Genomic DNA, 18,287 nt, shown 5'->3' on the forward strand with positions numbered 1-18,287 from the left:
ACTCGCCCCTGGAGGCGTCCGCGACAGTGTGTTGATGATGGCCGCATGTCGTCGCCCCCGGCCCATCCCTCCCTGACCTCCCTGGTGCCCCCACCGGGCGAGCTGCTTCGCACGCAGAGAAAAGCGGGCCGGTCCGCCGTGGTCGGCCTGATGCTCCTCTGGGGCGCCGCCTTCGTGAGCCCCTTCCTGGCCTACCAGGAGGACGTGAAGGCGGCGCAGGGCGAGCTCCTCATCCACCTTGCGGACCGCGCGGGCTTCCAGGCCCAGGCCCTGGGCGCGCACCTCGGGCTGCTGCGCTCGGAGCTGCAACGGCTGGCGGAGCACCCGTCGCTCCGGCCCGAGGATGGCGCCGCGGCGTCCGAGGTGGCGCTCCTCGAGAATGCCTTTGGGCACACGTCTCTCTTCTCGGGGGGCGTCGCGATGGTGTCCGCGGACGGCGCTCGCATCTGGAGCGACCCGGTGGAGATGCCGCTCGGGCGCACACCGCTCGCCTCGCGCCCGTGGTTCCGGCGGATGGTGAGGGAGCGGGCCGCTTCGGTCGGACTGCTGGACGAGGAGGGAGGAGGGCTCGTCGCGGTCGCGGTCCCCATCGTGCGCGACGAGCGCGTCGTGGGCCTCCTCGTGGGCGAGCTCGCGACGGCGAACGAGCTGCTCCCGACCCCTCGCGGGACGCACGAGTCCATGGTCGCCCTGCTCGGCGAGAGCGGCCGCATCCTCTTGCCGGCGACGCCCCCGCCCCTGCTGCGCCAGCCGGAGCTCGCCACCCGCCTCCGCCCGCTGGTGGACGCTCCCGGGGCCGTCTCGCTCGGAAGCACGCGGCTGCTCGGCGCGGCGGCGCTCGTCCCCGGAACCGGCATGCTGCTCGCCGTGCTCGAGGACGAGGCGCAGGACCGCGCGGTGCTCAAGAGCCGCTACCTGGGCCAGCTCGGCTTCCACACCGCGCTGCTCGGCGGAGTGCTCCTGCTCTTCACGGTGCTCCTGCGCCGCTCCTACCGTTCGCTGGTGGCCGCCGAGGAGCAGCTGCGGCGCCAGGAGACGATGGCCGCGCTGGGCACGGCGTCCTCGCTCATCGCCCACGAGGTGAAGAACGCGCTCAACAGCATGCAGGCCGCGCTCAGCATGATCCGCGCGAAGGGAGGGGAGACGACCCTGCCCGTCCAGGCGCTGCGCTCCCAGGCGGACCGGCTTGGCCACCTTGCCCGCTCATTGCTGAGCTTCGCCTCTCCCCAGTCCACGCAGCGGCGCAGCTGCGAGATGCACCTGCTGGTCCAGGACGCGCTCCAGGCCGTGCGGCTGCTGCCGGAAGCGGCGGATGTCTCCATCGAGACCACGCTGCAGGAGGGGCTCTTCGTGAAGGGGGACCCGACGCTGCTGGTCTCCGCTGTCGACAACCTCATGCGCAACGCCGTCGAGGCCGGCGCCGTGGCCCATGACACCGGCCAGCAGCCCACGCCCCGCGTCGAGGTCCGCCTGCTTCGCGACGGCGCGGAGGTGGTGTTCATCGTGGAGGACAACGCGGGCGGAGTGCCCCCGGCCTTCGAGCCGCGGCTCTGGGAGCCCTTCGCGGTGGGGCGGTCGAAGGGCATCGGGCTCGGGCTTCCGATGGTGCGCACGGCCATCCGTGCGCATGATGGAGGAAGCGTCTCCTACACCCGCGTGCCCGGAGGCAGCCGCTTCACGGTCCGCCTTCCGCTCGAGAGAATGGCCTCATGAGCACCTCCCTGCTGCTCGTCGACGACGACAGGACCTTCTCCTCGCTCGCGGCCTCCATGCTGAGCCAGGAGGGGTTTCGCGTCCGGGTTGCCCGGTCGCTGCACGAGACCCGCGTCGCGCTCGCCGCGGAAGCCCCCGACCTCGTCGTGTTGGACCGGAGGCTGCCGGACGGAGACGGGCTCGTCTTCCTGCCCGAGCTGCGCGCCCAGCTCCCCGCGACCGTCGTGCTGATGGTGACCGCGCACGGCGACATCGAGAGCGCGGTCGAGGCCATCCGGGCCGGGGCGCGCGACTACCTGAGCAAGCCGGTCGAGATCGACGACCTGGTGATGCGCGCACGCCGCGCGGCCAGCGACCTCCAGCTCCAGGAGCGGCTGCGCCAGGCGGAGAGCGTCCTCGAAGGACAGCATCGGATGGCGGAGCCCCGCTCGCCGGCGATGCAGCGCACCCTGGAGATGCTGGAGCGGATCGCCACCACGCCGCGAAGCCCCGTCCTGCTGCTCGGGGAGACCGGGACCGGGAAGGCGGTGCTCGCCCGCCATCTCCACGCCCTGCGCCAGAAGCAGGGCGCCTTCGTGCAGATCAACTGCGCCGCGCTCCCGGCCACGATGATGGAGAGCGAGCTCTTCGGCCATGAGCGCGGCGCCTTCACGGACGCGAAGACGGCCAGGCGCGGGCTCGTGGAGCTCGCGAGCGACGGGCTGCTCTTCCTCGACGAGGTGGGGGAGCTGCCGCTCGCGCTCCAGGCCAAGCTGCTCACGTTCCTCGACAAGGGGGCCTTCCGGCGGCTCGGTGGCACGACGGAGCTCACGAGCACCGCGCGCATCGTGGCCGCCACCAACAAGGACCTGGAAGCGGAGGTCGCCGCCGGGCGCTTTCGCGAGGACCTCCTCTTCCGGCTCAGCGTGTTCCGGGTGGACGTGCCCCCGCTGCGCGAGCGTCGCGAGGACGTGCTGCCGCTCGCGCGGACGCTCGTGCTGGAGCTGTGCTCGGAGCTCGGCCGGCGCCCCGTCCCGTTCTCTCCCGCCGCGGAGGAGCGCCTGCTGAGCTACCCCTTCCCCGGCAACGTGCGGGAGCTGCGCAACGTGCTCGAACGAGCGCTCGTGCTGGAGGGCGGGCCCACGCTCGAGCTGCAGTCGCTCGCCAGGGGCGGCGGCACGCCGGCCCCGGTGGACCCCAACGCCTTCTCCGTGTCGGGCCCACCCCGGCCGCTCGATGAAGTGGAGCGGCTCTATGTCCGGCACGTGCTCGAGCAGCTTGGCGGCAGGCGCATGGAGGCGGCCCGCGCCCTGGGCCTGTCCTATCCGACCTTCCTCCGCCGCCTGGAGGAGAGCCCCACCTCGGAGTGAGGGACTTAAAAAGTCTTTCATCGCTTGAGGCGCGGGCTTCAAGTTTCTTTCATCCCCCGGTGCTGACGGGCCACGCCCCAGGCGGGAAGGGCCCGAAACGGCCCGGCATGACGCTTGCGTAGGCCTCCTCTCACTTCGAGCCCTTTTGCGGTTCGGCAGATGACAGGAGAGCTCAAGCAATGACTTCAGGTGGAAAAGCTGCGGAGGAGAGGCCCTCGTTGAAGGCGATCCTCGCCTCGGACTTGCCGGCTTCGCTGGTGGTGTTCCTGGTGGCGCTGCCGCTCTGTATGGGCATCGCGCTCGCCTCGGGAGCGCCCATCATGGCGGGCCTCATCGCGGGCGTCGTGGGTGGCATGGTGGTGGGCGTGCTGGGAGGCGTGCCGCTGCTCGTGAGCGGCCCCGCGGCGGGCCTCGCGGTGATGGTCTTTGGCTTCATCCAGCAGCTGGGCTTCGCCGTGACGTGCGCGGCGGTGGCCGCGGCGGGGCTGGTGCAGGTGGCGCTCGGCGCGCTGAAGGTGGCGCGTTCGGCGCTCGCCATCTCGCCCGCCGTCATCCACGGGATGCTCGCGGGCATCGGCATCCTCATCGTGCTGGGGCAGGTCCACATCGTCCTGGGCGGCTCTCCGCAGAGCAACGCCTGGAACAACCTGCGGGAGCTGCCGGGGCAGATCCTGGACCTTCATGGGCCGGCCACGCTGCTGGGGCTCCTCACGCTGGGAATCCTCATCGCGTGGCAGTTCCTGCCGAACGGGCGGCTGAAGAAGGTCCCGGGGCCGCTGGTGGCGGTGGTGGGTGGGACCGTGGTCGCGGCGCTGATGAACGCGAACGTGGCGCGGGTGAAGCTGGCCTCGGATGCGCTGTCGGCCATCCAGCTGCCGTCCCTTCCGGAAGGGTCCATGTGGGGCGCCTTCATCGTGGCCGTGCTGTCCCTCGCCCTGGTGGCGAGCGCCGAGTCGCTCCTGAGCGCGGTGGCGACGGACAAGCTCCACACGGGCCGCGGGCGAACCTGGATCGCGAGCTGCTCGCTCAGGGCGTGGCGAACACCGTGTCCGGTCTGGTCGGCGGTCTGCCCATCACCGGCGTCATCGTGCGCAGCGCGGCGAACATCAACGCCGGCGCGAAGACGCGCTGGTCGGCGGTGCTCCACGCGGTGTGGATGCTCGCCTTCGTGACGCTGCTGGGAGGCCTCGCGTCCTACGTGCCCCTGACGGTGCTCGCCGGTCTGCTCGTGCACGTGGGCCTGAAGCTCGTGAACCTCGCGCACATCCGGGAGCTGCGGCACCGCGGCGAGCTGCCGGTCTACCTCATCACCGTGGCCGGCGTGGTGGGCATCAACCTGCTCGCGGGCATCGGGCTGGGACTCGGCGCGGCCATCCTCCGGCTGCTGTGGCAGCTGGGCCAGGTGCGCGTGGAGACCCGCGCCGTCAACGGCGTCCACCAGGTGTGCATCAGCGGCGCGCTGACCTTCGTCGGGGTGCCGAAGCTGTCGACGGCGCTCGCGAAGATTCCCTCCGGCTCCAGGGTGGAGGTGGACGTGGCTGTGAACACGCTCGACCACTCCGGCTTCGAGGCGCTGGAGAGCTGGGCTGACACGTATCGCAAGACGGGCGGCACCGTGACCATGGAGCCGCTCGAGGACGTCTGGACCCGGCGCAGCGCGCGTGCGGCCCCCGTTCCGGCGACTGCTTCATCCCCTTCCTCCCCCGTTCATCACGTTTCGTCTCTCGCTTCCGGAGGTGCGCAGTGAAGAAGCTCATCAGAGGTCTGCTCGATTTCCGGCGTCACACGCTGCCCTCGTACCGGGCGACCTTCGCGAGGCTCGCGAAGGGGCAGTCCCCGGACTGCCTCTTCATCAGCTGCTCGGACAGCCGCGTGGTGCCGAACCTGCTCGTCTCCACGGACCCCGGTGACCTCTTCACCGTGCGCAACGTGGGCAACCTCGTGCCGCCCGCCACGCTCGACGGACAGAGCACGGCGGACCGCTCGGAGGCGGCGGCCATCGAGTTCTCCCTGGGCTTCCTGCCCATCGAGGACGTCGTGGTCTGCGGCCACTCGAGCTGCGGCGCGATGAAGGCCATCCTGGCCGGAGGCGCCGTGGACGGCGCGCCGAACCTCGTGCAGTGGCTCGCGCACGGAGCGCCCTCGTTCAAGGCGTTGCAGCAGAACACCCAGGTGGGCGTGGGGCTGCCCGACGCGGACCGCCTCTCGCAGCTGAACGTCCTCGAGCAGCTGGAGCACTTGAAGACGTATCCCATCGTGCGGGAGCGGCTCGCGGCGGGAACGCTGCGGCTGCACGGCTGGTGGTTCGACATCGGGGCGGCGCAGGTTCACGCCTACCGGGCCGACCTCGGCCGCTTCGTCCCCATCGACGAGACCGAGGGCGAGCGGCTCCTGACGGAGCTGACGGTAGAGCCGCCGGCCCTGCGCGCCGTCCAGTAAGGCGGCATCGAGCCTCGGCGATCCCGCGTCCAGCGCGGATCGCCGGGGCCCTGCTTCACTCAGGGCTCGCTGAAGCCGCCGCGCACCCACGCGTTGGCGACGTCGCGGGTGAACTTGAAGTTCACCGGCACGCGATGCTTCGCGACGGTCGCGCCCGCGTCGTCGATGGCCGAGAGAAACGCGTGGGGCTCATATTCATCGGCCACCAGCTCCAGCCGGACCTCGTACCAGCGGCCCTCCCAGGCGATGGAGAGCTTCTTGGTCATGGCCTGGTCGCGCTGTCGCGCGGAGCGGTCCAGGACCTCCGAGGCCGTCTTCACGAAGGTCGCGAACGCCGTCGAGTCGAAGGGCTTGGGGTTCTTCTTGTCGCGGCCCATCACCCACGGGCTGATGAGGGCGGGCTCGGAGAGCCCCTGCTTGCGGATCTCCACCGCCCAGCCGTCATCCTCCTCGTTCTTGATGACCCGGGCCGACCAGCCGTTCTTCCGCCAGAACGTGGGCTCCATGACCTCGGGCTCGGCGGGCGTGTGCTCATTGCTCATGGGCATACCTCATACCTCCTGGGGCTGACGCGCGCCGCACCCATCAGCGAGTTGGGGAGCGAGCGCCAGGTTCGAGGGGTCGCGGTGTCCAGGAGGAACAGGGTCACTCGATGGAGGGCGGCTCGGGCTCCAGGAGGTGCGGGGGCTCCGACTGCCCTTCGTCCCGGAGCCTGAGCGCGCGGTCGATGCGCGCGGCGGCGCTGATGAGGCCGAGGTGGCTGAAGGCCTGGGGGAAGTTCCCCAGCTGCTCGCGCGTCAGCGGGTGGATCTCCTCCGCCAGCAGCCCCAGGTGGTTCGACGCCTCCGCGTGCGCGACGAAGACGTCCTCGGCCTCCTGGATGCGATTGGCCAGCACCAGCGCCTCCGCCAGCCAGAAGCCGCAGAGGATGAAGCCTCCCTCCGGCCCCCCTACGCCGTCATCCATCCGGTACCGGCGCAGGAACGGGCCCGCGCCCAGCTCCGCGCGCAGCCAGTCGATCGTCCTCAGGATGTACGGATCCGTCCCCCGGAAGCAGCCCACGATGGGCAGCTGCAGCAGCGCGGCGTCCGGCTCGTTGCCTCCGTAGACTCCGACGAAGTGCTTGCGCGCCGGATCCACGCCGTGGCGCAGGATGTCCGCCCGGACGACGTCCGCCAGGGCGGCGCTGGAGTGCTCCAGCGCCGTCTCCCCGAAGAGCCGCGCCAGGTGCTGCCCCCGGCGCAGGGCCAGCCACCCCATGAGCTTCGAGTGGACGTTGTGCCGCACCTCCCGGCGCGGCTCCCAGATGCCGTGGTCGGGTTCGCTCCAGCGGCGGGCGGTGGTGTGGATGACCGACCGGAGCAGCCTCCAGGTGCGCAGCGGCAGCCGCCCGCCGGAGCGCTCGTAGAGGTACGCCGCGTCGAGCAGCGCGCCCGCGGTGTCGAACTGGAACTGGTCCCTCGCGCCGTTCCCCAGCCGCACCGGCCGCGAGTCCTGGAAGCCGGCCAGGTGGTCCAGCTCCCGCTCCGGCGGCACGGGGGCACCGTCCAGCGTGTACATCACCTCGAGCCCGTCACCGCGCTGCAGCGTGTCGCGCATGAAGTAGAAGAACTCGCGCGACTCGCCCTGGAAGCCGAGCAGGTTGGTGGCGCGCACCGCCATCGCGGAGTCGCGGACCCAGCTGAAGCGGTAGTCCCAGTTGCGAGGCCCTCCAATCCACTCGGGGAGCGAGGTGGTGGCCGCGGCCACCATCGCGCCCGTGGGGCCGTACATCAGCAGCTTCAGCGCCAGCGCGGAGCGCAGCACGTGGTGCCGCCACGGCCCTTCGTAGTGGAGCTGTTGCGCCCACTCGCGCCAGGCCTGGCGCGTGTCCCGCAGGTGGTCGAAGGGACGGTACGCGGCAAGCGGCTCCGGCCGGTCGGCGTCCCACGCCAATATCATCCAGCGCCGCTCGCCCGGCCCCATCCGGATGCGCGTCTGGAGGCCCCTGTCTCCCCGGCAGGGCTGACCGCGCAATGGCTCGCAGGGCCGCCACTCCGCCTCCCCGCTGAGCACGGCGACCAGCCGCTCCCCTCCCGACCCGCGGGCGACCAGGCCGTGCTCCTCCCGCTCCACCCGCGTCCGCGACGCCCCGTAGCCGAAGCGCGGGTCGAAGACGACGTTCAGCTCCACCGGGCCTTCCAGGCACTCGATGCGCCGGTGCACCTCGTGGACGGTGGAGCGCGGGTCGTTGGTCCACGGCATGTAGTCGATGATGCGGATGGCCCCCTTGCGCTCGAAGCGGAACAGCGTCTCCAGGACGTTGGTGTCCGGGTCGTAGCGCTGCAGGCTCTCGAAGGGCCACACGACGGGGGTGATGCCGGTGATGCCCCCCTTCTCGTCATCGAGGATGCCCGCGAAGACGCTCGGGCTGTCGAAGCGGGGGAAGCAGAGCCAGTCGATGACGCCGTCCGGCCGGACGAGCGCGCAGGAGCTTCCATCGCCAATCACCCCGCGGCCCGCCAGGGAGACCTCCCGGTAGGACGCCGGGTTGGTGAACCGGAAGGGGCGGGCCATCCGCCTGGCGGCGCTGTAGAGGTCCATGAGCAGGCGTGTCGCGGGGCAGGAGCGCGACCTCCCGCCCTCAACGTAGCCACGGCGTCCGCTGCTGCCGGGCGCACCCGCCGACAAGCGCGTTTGTATTCACATTCAGAGAGAAAATTGGAATCAAAGCGCTCCCGGAAATGTCAGACCGACCCGGTATGAATCTCCTTACGCGACGCCATTCCGGGCGTCGCCGAAAGGGCCGCACTCGCAATGCAAAAGTCACTGATTTCCCTCGGGCTTCTGGTGGGTATGGCAGGGGTCGGCTGCGGTGGGCTCGATGAGGCCGGGGCGGTGGACTCCGCCGTTTCGGGAGACACGACCTCCCAGGTCACCCAGGGTGTTATCACCCAGGTCACCGGCACCAGCCCGGTGGTCTTCGTCGCCATGTCGGGCAACGAGACGAAGCCCTACGACCAGTCCGCCACGTCGGTGGTGGCCTACACGCGGGATTCGACGACCGGGGCGTTCACGGCCTATCCGGGCACGGGCTCCGCGGACGGCACCCTCTCCGTGCCGAACGTCCCTTCCGGCCGCATCTACCTGAAGCTGGGTTCGCGCTACCTGGTGAGCACCAGCCGCGCGTTCGACCTGGGCTCCACGGAGTGGGGCCGCGATGGCACCTTCGTCTCACAGCCCACGCCCGTGACGGTGTCCGCCACCGGCCTGTCTCCCTGGCAGTCGGAGGACTACCTGGAGGTGTATTCGTTGAACGCGGGCGCGTTCGGCTACGTCAACAGAGGTGTCACGGGGTTCCCCCTGGCGGGCGCCACGTCGCTCTCCGGGCTGAGCTTCAATTACGCCGACATGCAGAACCCGGTGCTGCTCGACAGCAGCCGCGGGGATCTGTTCTCGCTGGCGCAGATGCGGTTGCAGACGAGCGCGAATGGAGTGCCCTACCGCGCGATGCACAAGGTGCTCGTCACGAGCATGACGCAGGTGGAGGGCCAGCCCGTCACCGTCAGCGGGACCTTCACCCAGCCCGTCGCGACAGGCACCTTCGCGGTGGACTGGAGACGCTCGGCCTTCGAAGCCCTTCGCACCCAGGTGAACCCGGGCGCGGTCAGCACGTACAACGAGATCTGGATGTCCGCCCGGCCGGCCGCGCTGAGCTCGGCGGTCGCGTCCATCAGCGGGCAGCCACTGCTCGTGAAGCTCAATCCTGACTCGCTGCGGACCGACCTCGTCACGGGGAGCATGACGTACAACAACCCGCTCCCGGCGACGTGGCAGAAGGTGGCGCTCGTCGCCGCGGGCTTCACGAAGAGCTACGCGCTGGGAAGCGCGACGCCCTACACCATGGGCGTGGACATCCGCGTGGATCAGGAGGCGAGCGCGTTCACCGCCGCGCCCGTGCAGCCCCTCGTCGGGCCGGTGCAGGCGCCCCTGGTGAACACGCGCGGCGCGTTCCAGAACCTCACGGGCGTGGGGACGGACGCCTCGCTGCGCTGGTCGAAGCCGCTGATTGGCACGGCCACGAACTACGTGGTGAACATCTACCGGCTGGGCACGAGCAACGGCGCCACCACCGTGACGCGCGTGGCGGCGCTGCACACGGACCTCCAGAGCGTGTACCTGCCCCCGGGCGTGCTGCAGGCGGGCCAGACGTACTTCGCGGAGATCCAGAGCTGGTACCAGCCCGGCTCGGACCTCGCGACGAGCCCGTTCAAGCGCGCGCTGCCGCGAGCCCGCGCCAGCGTGCTCACCGGCATGTTCAGCCCGTAGCCGCTGAGGTCCTGGGAAGGGAGGGAGCCCGCTCCCTTCCTTCCTCACGACCCGGATGAGGCTTCACCTCAGGCGGCGGGGCCCTGCCGCCTGAGGGGCAGCTCCACCACGAACGTGGCACCGGCGCCGAGCGCACTCTCCACGGTGATGGTGCCACCGTGGGCGCGGACCGTCTCACGCGCGAGATAGAGCCCCAGGCCCAGCCCGCCATAGTTGTACGCGGGCACGGCCTGCTCGAACCGCTCGAAGATGCGCGCCTGATCCGCACGGTCCACCCCGCTTCCGCGATCCCGCACCTCGAGCCGCGCGAAGTCGCCCGTCACGCGCGCACGCACCGTGATGGGGTGGCCCGCGCCGAACTTCATGGCGTTGAGGAGCAGGCTGGTGATGAGCCGTCCCAGGCGGGCGCGGTCCCATCGCCCCACCACGCTCTCCTCGAAGTCGAGCTCCACCGAACAATCCGAGGCTTTCAGCCGCTCAGCCAGGGCGTCCACCTGCTCCCGCACCAGGGTGGACAGGTCGCACGCGTCCAGCGCCAACGCCAGCGCTCCCGCCTTGAGCCGGGACACCTCGAGCATCTCGTCGGCCAGATAGGCGAGGCGGCTGACCTGACGCTCGAAGGTCCCGAGCAGGGTCACGAGCCGGCCCTCGGCGGGCGCTTCGGGCGCCCGCGTGCCCATCACCTTCCGGATCGACTGCACCTGGAGCTTCATGGCGGTGATGGGGGTCTTGAGCTCGTGGGAGGCGATCGCCAGGAAGTCGTCGCGCACGCGGACCGTCTCCTGGGCCGCCTGGTAGAGGCGGGCGTTCTCCAGGGAGATGGCGGCCTGCGCGGCCAGCACCTCCAGGGTGAGGATCCGCTCGGACGTGAACGCCCCCGCGAGCTGGTTGTTCTCCAGGTAGAGCATACCGGCGAGGTCCGTCTGCCGGACGAGCGGAATGCACAGCACCGAGTGCACGCGCAGCGAGGCGAAGTACGGATCCGAGGAGAAGGGGCTCGGCTGGGATGCGTCGTCGAGCAGGACCGGCTGCCGCAGCCGCTGCACGTGCGTCAGGAGCGAGCCCGGAAGCTCGGCACCGGGCGCGACGGGCTCGCCGAGGACGGAGACCTGGATGCCGGACTCCGTCAGCTGCGCCGCCACCCGCACGAGGGGTTGTCCCCCTTCGAGCGTCAGCAGGTATCCCCGCTCCGCCCCCGCCTGCTCGAGCGCGCTCCGCAAGAGCTTCTCCAGGAGCCGCGGCAGGACGATCTCCTGGGAGAGGACCTGCGACGCGTGCACCATCGCGCGCGCGTCGAGCTGGGCGGGCTCCGCATCCAGGCGGTGCGGGAGCACACGCGACAGCCGCTCCTTCATGCGCGGGTACAGCTGCTCCAGCTGGCGCAGCTTGGCCTCGGCCCCCCACTCCTGGTACGCGCGCCAGGCCTCTTCAAGGTAGGCGTCGGCGACGGTGCGCAGGCCGCGGGAGCGGTAGAAGCGCGCGGCCAGCTCGCCCGCCAGCGCCGCATATTGGACGAGGCCGCTCTCTCGCGCGGCCCGGAGCGCCTGCTCGTAATGCTCCGCGGCCTCCTCGGTCCGTCCCTGCCGCCGCGCGACCTCCGCCGTCACCAACGCATTGAAGGCGAGGAAGTTCGCGGGACAGAACGCCGCCAGGTTCCTGAGGAAGGCGTGATGGCCTTCGAACTCGTCCCGCCACTGCGCCTGCTCCTCCGCCGGTGCCTCCTCCCCATGGGCCGCCAGCGTCAGGGCGACCATGAAGACGGCATGGGCCTCACCGTACTGGCCCCGTTGGAAGACGATGAGGCCGGAGAGCTGTCGCGCTTCGGCGAGCGCGGCGGCGCGGTTGCCCAGGACGAGGTGGAGCTCCAGGCGGCGGAGGCGGTACCAGAAGCTGGCGAACGGCGGCTGGCGGCTCACCCGCTCGGCGAAGGCCGCCTCCTCGAGCCTCTCGAGGGGGAGCGCCGGAGGGCGGCCGCGCAGCGCCTGGGTGAGGCGCTGGACGACCTCGACACAGACGAGCAGCGGCTCGTTCCCGATGCCGCGGTTGAAGTCGGCGGCGGCCCGCGCCGCGCGGTCGACCTCTTCGAGCCGTTCGCCCGCGGCCAGCGCCAGCATGCAGCGGTGGGTGAGCCCGAGGCAGACGAAGACCACGTCTCCCGCCCGCCTTCCCGCGCGCAGGGCCCGCTCGACGTAGGTGTAGAGGGAGCGCGGCGGCTCAGCCCAGGGGAGGATCGTGACGCCCGCGACCAGGCACACCTTCGCCTCATCCGCGAGGAAGCCGTGCCGCTCCACCAAGGTCAGCGCCACGCGGGCGATGCTGGCCGCCCTGGCGTACTGCTTGTGGGTGATGACCAGCTCGAAGCCATAGGCGGTGAGCCCCACCGTGGAGGCGGAGGTCAGGCCATGCCGGAGCGTGAGGATCACCATCTGGCACGCCACCAGGTGGTGCAGCTGCGGGTTGCAGAAGTAGGCCGTCGGCAGGAAGGAGGCCAGCACGTTCATGGCGGCCTCCATGTCCGGATCCCGCATGGGCGCCAGGCTGAGCAGCGCTTCGATGGCGTGCTCTCCGAGGAGCTGCTCCACGGTCCGGTCTACCTCCTCGAGCTGCTCTGGCGTCGGCTGGGGGCTCAGCGCGATGCCGTACTGACGGAGGCAGGCGCTGGCGCTGTCGATGGCGGGGCCCAGGGCGCCCCGGGTGGTGTGAAGGTCGATCCGCGCCCGGTAGGCGCTGGCGCGCTCGGCGGGAGTCCGCGCATGGTCCAGCAGGACGGCCAGCAGGCGCTCCGCCGTGTCCAGCCTGCCGGCGGACAGCTCGCTCTCGGCTTCTTCCAGGTGAAGGCCCTGGGCGAGCTCATGATCCACGGCCCATGGCTCGGGAGCGAGCAGCGCCTGTCCCGCCTGGAGGTAGCGGATCGCCGCACCATGGGCGGAGGCGGCCCGGGCCGCCTGGCGGCGAGCAGGTTGAGCCGGGCGATCGCGGTGCGCTCCTCCCGCGCTTCGATGAGCTCGATGCCCTGGTCGAGCTGGGCCACCAGGGTGAACACGCGCTCGGGCAGCAGCCGCGGCGGGGTGTCCGCGAGCAGCCGACGGCCGATGCGCAGGTGCGTGGCGGCGCGCACCTCGGGTTCGAGGAGCGCGTAGGCGGCCTGCTGCACGCGGTCGTGTGAGAAGCGATAGGTGCCTTCGAGGTGCGGGAGCAGCAGCCCCTCGCGCACCGCCGCGTCCAGCGCGATGCGCAGGGCGTCCTCCGCGAAGCCACCCGCCACGCTGAGCAGTGGGAGCTCGACGGTCGCACCCAGGCAGGCCGCGAGCTTGAGCGCTTCCTGCGTGAGGGCGGGGAGGCGTCGCAGCTTGCCGAGCATCAGCTCGATGACGCCTTCGCCCAGCTCCAGCGCGCGGATGCGGTGGGCGCTCCACCGCCAGGTGCTCCGCCCCCGGTCGAAGGTGAGCAGTCCTTCGCGCTGAAGCGCGGAGAGCAGCTGGAGGGTGAAGAAGGGGTTGCCGTGGGTCTTCTCACAGACCAACGCCGCCAGCGGAGCGAGGGACCGTGGATCCGCGCCGAGCGTGTCTCCGATGAGCTGCGCGCAGTCCTCGCGCGACAGGGGGGACAAGGTGAGCTCCGTCACCCGGGTCTGGCCCTTCTGGAGCGCGTCCAGGGCGAGCGACAGCGGATTGGACGGCACCCTGTCGCGGTCGCGGGAGGCCCCGAGGATGAGGAGGGGGTGGGGAGCGGGGTGGGACGCGAGGTGCTGGAGCAGCCGCAGGCTGGCCTCGTCGGCCCACTGGAGGTCGTCGAGGAAGAGCGTCACCGGGTGCTCCTCGGTGAGCGCTTCCAGCAGCTGTCGAAACACCTGGAGGAAGCGGCCCTGGGCGTCGGCGGGAGCCAGCGGCGCGACCTCCGGAAGCCGCCCGGTCACCTGGAGCAGTTCGGGGATGAGGTCGGCGATCAGCTGCCCGCTCGCGCCGAGCGCCTCATCCAGCCGCTCCTGCCACCGGGCCTTCTGGGGTGCGTCCTCCGCGGCGAGCTGCCGGAAGAGGGGTTGGAACGCGCGGGCAAACGCAGCGTAGGGAGCCTCCTGCTGCTGGTCGAACTTGCCCGTCAGGAAGAGGCCGCCCTTGTCGAGGACCGTGGACCGGAGCTGGTTCACCAGGGAGGACTTGCCAACGCCACCCTCTCCCAGCACCAGGCCCAGCTCCGGGAGCTTCGCGGCCACCACCCGCTCGAAGGCGGCGCGCAGCTGCTCCAGCTCGGCCTCCCGAAGCGGGAGCAGCCGCGGTGTTCGCGGCTGTCCGAGCGCGTCGCTGGCGCCGAGGGCGAACGGCTCGATCCGCTGGTTCGAGGTCCATTGCAGGCGGCAGTTCAGCAGATCCACGAGCAGGGCTTGCGCTGTCGGGTAGCGGTCCTCGGGCGCCTTCGCCAGGAGGCGCATCACCAGGTCCGACACCACGGCCGGGAGGTAGGGCTGAAGCTCCACGAGCGGCCGGGGCGTGCGGGCGAGGTGGCTGTGGATCCATCCGAGCGGGTCCTCGGCCTGGAAGGGCAGCTGGCCGGTGAGCACCTGGTACAGGACGACGCCCGCCGAGTAGAGGTCCGTGCGTGCGTCAATGGGACGGTCCATCCGGCCTGTCTGCTCGGGCGACAGGTAGGGCAGGCTGCCCACCAGTTGCCGGGGCATGGGGAGAGGAGAGGCGGGCTCGCTCTCACCGCGCGCGGCGAGGGCGAAGTCGGTCAGCTGGACGTGGCCCGTCTCGGGATCGACGACCAGGTTCACCGGGCAGACGTCCTTGTGGATGACCTCGTGGCCGTGGAGGTCACTGAGCGCTTCGGCGATGCCGACGGCCAGGTCGAGCGCGCGGCCGAACTCCATGGGAGCCCCAAGCATCTCGTCGAGGAATCGGCCCCCGCCATCCTCGAACACCAGGGCGAAGCGATTGCCGGAGAGTTCCAGGGACAGCGTGCGCACCGCGGCCGGCGAGTCGATCTCACGCCCGAAGTCGAACGCGTGGCGGAGCTCCGCGAGCTCTCTGGGAGAGGGCTGCTGGGAGCGCAGCAGCTTGACGATCACGCGGCGGCCGTCGGCGGACTCGCCCCGGTAGAAGACGGCGCGCTCCCCCTGCCGCACGATCGCGTCCAGGGTGTACCCGGGCAGCACGTCCATCTTCTTGTCCATCCTCACCTTCGGAGCATCGCGGTGTTGAAGGAGGGCTGCCGTGATGAAGCCCTAGCACCTGCGGGTGCGCGATACTCCAGCGGAATGCGGAGGGGTCGGCCTTCAGGATGAAAGGTCTCCCGGTGGACGTGCCCCTTCCAGCTCGCTTGTCCAGCGCTGGGAGAAGTCCTGGAGGTGAGCGGCGCCCGAGCTTCCGGGCGCCGCACTCTCCGTACGAAGGGCCGTTTGGAGTCGGGGGTTGGCTCAGTTGCCGGCGTAGGCGGACATGTTGCTGCCCGGATAGCGGCCTGGGACGTGCTGGTGCAGCCGTTCCACGCGCCGGGTGTGACAGACGTGACGGTGAAGGTGCGCAGCTGCGGGCCGGGCGTTCCGCTCCCATTCGCACACAGGCCGAGTTGGAGCGTGGTGGCCGTCGTCTGGGCATCCACGTAGAGGCTCAGCCGTGTGACGTTGCCGGTGGCGCTCGCCGCGGAGCTGAAGCCGCCGCGACGCCGGCGTTCTCGAAGTCGCTGGTGCTGGCGGCGGGGTTGCCGTTGTCCACGGCCACGGCGCGCACCGTGTGGCTTCCCTGGGAGGGATTGCTCCAGGTGCAGCCGTCGGGACTGGTGGTGCTGGATCAGAGGAGGTCGAAGGATCGCCCGAGGGGAAGGTCCTGATTCTGACGCAGTAGTGCTAACCCGACGGCGTGACACCGCGAAGGTCGCCGGCGAATGGGGCGCCCCGGGTGGCTGGGAAACGAGCTGCTCGGCGCGTACCTGCTGCCGTCCGGTCACGTCGCCGCCTACAGCGTGCCGCTCGTTCGGGTTCTTTTTGTCCTCGCTGATATCGACGCCGAAGTAGCGCTTCACGAGCAGCGCGAGCGGATATCGAGCGCCTTCGTCATCGTCGAGCTTCCGCCCGGTCGTCGGGTCGACGCCGTGAAGCCCCTTCGCGATGTCGATCAGCGCTTCGCGAATGGCCACGTCATGCAACCGGCCCGCGTCGAGCACCGCAAAGATGGGTTCAATCAAACGCGGGTTGTCTGCCGCCATCACCCCCAGGTCGAAGGCGAGATTCGCGCCGATGATATGCACGTCGGGGGTGGCAATTGTGTTGCTGAAAAAGTGCCGGGCCTGCGCCTTGTCGAGCAGCCTCTCGCTTCCCGGTTCGCGCGTCGCCACGCTGCCGCACACAAGAGGGGGCGCGATCAGGCCCGGGCGCTTGCGATGGGTCTCAGTGTCAAACGCCCACACCTTCAAATTTCGTCTCCAATATTTATTGTTTTTACCCTCGACTCACCGCATTGGGCGGTCGGCGGCATGGGCGTTGCCTTGAGTTGAGAGGCATTGTGTGGTATAGTGCTGCCTATGACCACTGACCCAGCACCACCCAAGCAATATGAGAAGCTCGAAAAGGAGCGCCTCGTTCACTACTCGGACGTTCTTTTCGATAGCAATGTGATTCGTAAGTTTGAGCCTGTCGCGGAACAGCGACTATTGGCTCTATCAGATCTTCTGTTGGCAAAGCCAAAGTACGGCCATGTCTGGTTTTCTCTGACGTCGCTTTTGGAGATGCTTGCCCCGGCAGAGCCCGCGTCGCGAATTGAAATGCTCACCCGATTTAGGAGCCTCTATTCCCGATTCGGCAATCGTGTGCGATTCTTTGGGCCCGGAGACTTTGCCTCTGTCGTTGCAGAATGGACTGGTGCCCACCAGTACGCGCTAGTCCAGAATATTGACAAGGAAGTCGCCGCATCTATCGAGGCTGGGGATCTTGTCGGCACCCTCAAATTGGCTCGCGACGACTGGATGAAGCAGCGAGTCAGCCTCCGTGCTGCGTACAACGAACGAAAGAATAAATATAAGGCCGCCTATGCTGCGAACGCGCAGTTTCGAAATGAGTTTAATAAAAATGTCGCCCAATACAATACGGCGAATGCTCTTGAGCAATGCGACGACGTAGCCCGGACGCTAATTGTTGACTTCGCCAAGCAGCCGCCCGATGCACTGCTCAAGGCCAAGTCGGATCATCTGAAATACCCGTGTACCTGGACGTATGCGCTGCTGAAGCGACTGGCCGACTACTCCGCGACCTTGACCGATGGACAACGAAACGCGGAGTTCGCCCACCTTGGCGATGTGCTTGCGGCTCACCCGAACGACTATCTCGATGCATATATCGTGGCGTCTGGTGGAAGTTGCGGAATGTTTATCACAAACGACGGGCCGCTCATTGACAAGATCAACTTCCTTCACGGCGGTCAGCCGTCATTGATTCAACTTCAAGCGTTCACGGTCTATGATGCGTTGCACGCATGGAATCCGCCGGATGGGGACGTGCGAGATCGCTCAAAGCCGATTCCGTAAAGCTCCCTGCACGCCACAATTCAGTTTACGCGGCGCGCGCTCAGAGTTCGTCCGCTTACGGCGAAGCGCCGTGCTCAGAAACCTACCCGCATTTCAGAGCACGGCGATTCCGCTCCTTGCTCTTACTTGAGCGCTTCGGCCAGCGGGGGCAGCTTCGCCGCCTTGCGACCCTGCTAGGCGTGCGCGAGCTGCTCGTCGGTCATCTCGACGTGCTGCCAGCGGTAGCAGCTGATCGTCTTGCCGAGCTGCCCGTTGGTCGCGGGGAGCTGCTTCGGGTAGCACTCGCACCGAATCAACAGCTTCGTGCCCGCCTGCCGCTCGTCGGTGAACTTCGCGAGCGCGGCCGGGTTGGCGAATTCGTACTCGTCCGCCCCGACGAGCGACATGAGAAACGCCTTGAAGCGTCCACCGCCGCCCCTTGTTCTGATCGCTCAGGTTCTCGACGTAGTCGACGACCTCCCCGACACGGCTCGGGGCTTCGCCGCCCGACAGTGGGGCCGAATCGCGAACCGTCAGCTCGGCGATTGCCGAATCGCTCTTCAAGCCCGACTTCGTGCGGATGACCTCCACTTCGAGCAGGTAGCTGCCGAACCGCGGATAGCGCCCGCCGACCGCCGCCTGAGCGGTCGCGATCTTAGTCAATGCACTGTTCACGTTGCTTGCTTCCTTCGCTTTGGGTTGTGTCGGCGGCGTCTTGTCGCGAGCGCCGACAGTCCCTAAATGCGGCGCTTTCCGTGCGTGGTTCGGCCCTACGTGGGCCCCTTACGCTGAAGGAGGGAAGCGTTGGCCTCTGGCAAGGCTTGCTCTAGAAGTGCTATGCAGAGCAGGCACTTCAAGTGCGCGTTAGTGCCCTACAACACCGAGGAAGTTCATGCCGCTTTCTGCCCGCTTCGAGAAGACGCTTGATTCAATCATGTCAATTCATCACGTCACCGACACCCACTCGGACACCGCGACCATTTG

The 18,287-nt window shown here is 69.2% G+C and carries 11 protein-coding genes and 1 pseudogene; 7 read left to right on the forward strand and 5 right to left on the reverse strand.

What is annotated here, in order from left to right; all coding sequences use genetic code 11:
- Nucleotides 1-45 precede the first annotated feature (45 nt).
- From ACLEQD_RS00180 to ACLEQD_RS00195, 4 genes and pseudogenes are all read left to right on the forward strand, one after another.
- Nucleotides 46-1,713 carry an ATP-binding protein gene (locus tag ACLEQD_RS00180; RefSeq protein WP_410380771.1) on the forward strand — a complete coding sequence of 556 codons (1,668 nt, stop codon included), beginning with the start codon at nt 46-48 and terminating at the stop codon, nt 1,711-1,713.
- Entirely contained in the window at nt 1,710-3,062 is a 1,353-nt protein-coding gene (locus ACLEQD_RS00185) for a sigma-54-dependent transcriptional regulator (RefSeq protein ID WP_410380773.1), read from the forward strand. The genes ACLEQD_RS00180 and ACLEQD_RS00185 overlap by 4 nt, the downstream gene beginning before the upstream one ends.
- A 179-nt stretch (nt 3,063-3,241) precedes the next feature.
- Nucleotides 3,242-4,809: pseudogene (locus ACLEQD_RS00190) on the forward strand (SulP family inorganic anion transporter).
- Nucleotides 4,806-5,501 carry a carbonic anhydrase gene (locus tag ACLEQD_RS00195; protein WP_410380775.1) on the forward strand — a complete coding sequence of 232 codons (696 nt, stop codon included), beginning with the start codon at nt 4,806-4,808 and terminating at the stop codon, nt 5,499-5,501. Before ACLEQD_RS00190 ends, ACLEQD_RS00195 begins: the two are co-directional and overlap by 4 nt.
- Nucleotides 5,502-5,560: 59 nt before the next feature.
- On the opposite strand, the gene ACLEQD_RS00200 is transcribed toward ACLEQD_RS00195, so the two are convergent.
- Both ACLEQD_RS00200 and ACLEQD_RS00205 read right to left on the reverse strand, forming a co-directional pair.
- Nucleotides 5,561-6,043, reverse strand: a complete 483-nt coding sequence (locus ACLEQD_RS00200; protein ID WP_410380777.1) for a hypothetical protein — start codon at nt 6,041-6,043, stop codon at nt 5,561-5,563.
- A 103-nt stretch (nt 6,044-6,146) separates the two neighbouring features.
- The gene (locus ACLEQD_RS00205; protein WP_410380779.1) at nt 6,147-8,084 is read right to left on the reverse strand and encodes a glycoside hydrolase family 15 protein; all 1,938 of its coding nucleotides are present in this window, start codon (nt 8,082-8,084) and stop codon (nt 6,147-6,149) included.
- A gap of 213 nt (nt 8,085-8,297) precedes the next feature.
- Here ACLEQD_RS00205 and ACLEQD_RS00210 point away from each other — a divergent pair, with 213 nt between their 5' ends.
- Nucleotides 8,298-9,809 (forward strand): ABC transporter substrate-binding protein, encoded by a 1,512-nt coding sequence (locus tag ACLEQD_RS00210; protein ID WP_410380781.1) that lies wholly within the window; start codon nt 8,298-8,300, stop codon nt 9,807-9,809.
- A gap of 68 nt (nt 9,810-9,877) precedes the next feature.
- Here ACLEQD_RS00210 and ACLEQD_RS00215 read toward each other — a convergent pair whose 3' ends face one another.
- On the reverse strand, nt 9,878-12,337 hold the full coding sequence (locus ACLEQD_RS00215; RefSeq protein ID WP_410380802.1) for an ATP-binding protein: 2,460 nt from the start codon (nt 12,335-12,337) through the stop codon (nt 9,878-9,880).
- Nucleotides 12,338-12,435: 98 nt separating this feature from the next.
- Nucleotides 12,436-14,979 carry an ATP-binding protein gene (locus ACLEQD_RS00220; protein WP_410380783.1) on the reverse strand — a complete coding sequence of 848 codons (2,544 nt, stop codon included), beginning with the start codon at nt 14,977-14,979 and terminating at the stop codon, nt 12,436-12,438.
- A 710-nt stretch (nt 14,980-15,689) separates the two neighbouring features.
- Here ACLEQD_RS00220 and ACLEQD_RS00225 point away from each other — a divergent pair.
- Nucleotides 15,690-16,298, forward strand: a complete 609-nt coding sequence (locus ACLEQD_RS00225; protein WP_410380785.1) for a hypothetical protein — start codon at nt 15,690-15,692, stop codon at nt 16,296-16,298.
- Nucleotides 16,299-16,316: 18 nt separating this feature from the next.
- Entirely contained in the window at nt 16,317-17,324 is a 1,008-nt protein-coding gene (locus tag ACLEQD_RS00230) for a hypothetical protein (protein WP_410380787.1), read from the forward strand.
- Nucleotides 17,325-17,497: 173 nt separating this feature from the next.
- On the opposite strand, the gene ACLEQD_RS00235 is transcribed toward ACLEQD_RS00230, so the two are convergent.
- Nucleotides 17,498-17,710, reverse strand: coding sequence for a hypothetical protein (locus ACLEQD_RS00235; RefSeq protein ID WP_410380789.1), 213 nt, complete (start codon nt 17,708-17,710; stop codon nt 17,498-17,500).
- Between the last annotated feature and the right edge of the window lie 577 nt (nt 17,711-18,287).

The sequence above is a fragment of the Corallococcus sp. 4LFB genome (assembly GCF_046520365.1).
GTDB lineage: Bacteria > Myxococcota > Myxococcia > Myxococcales > Myxococcaceae > Corallococcus > Corallococcus caeni.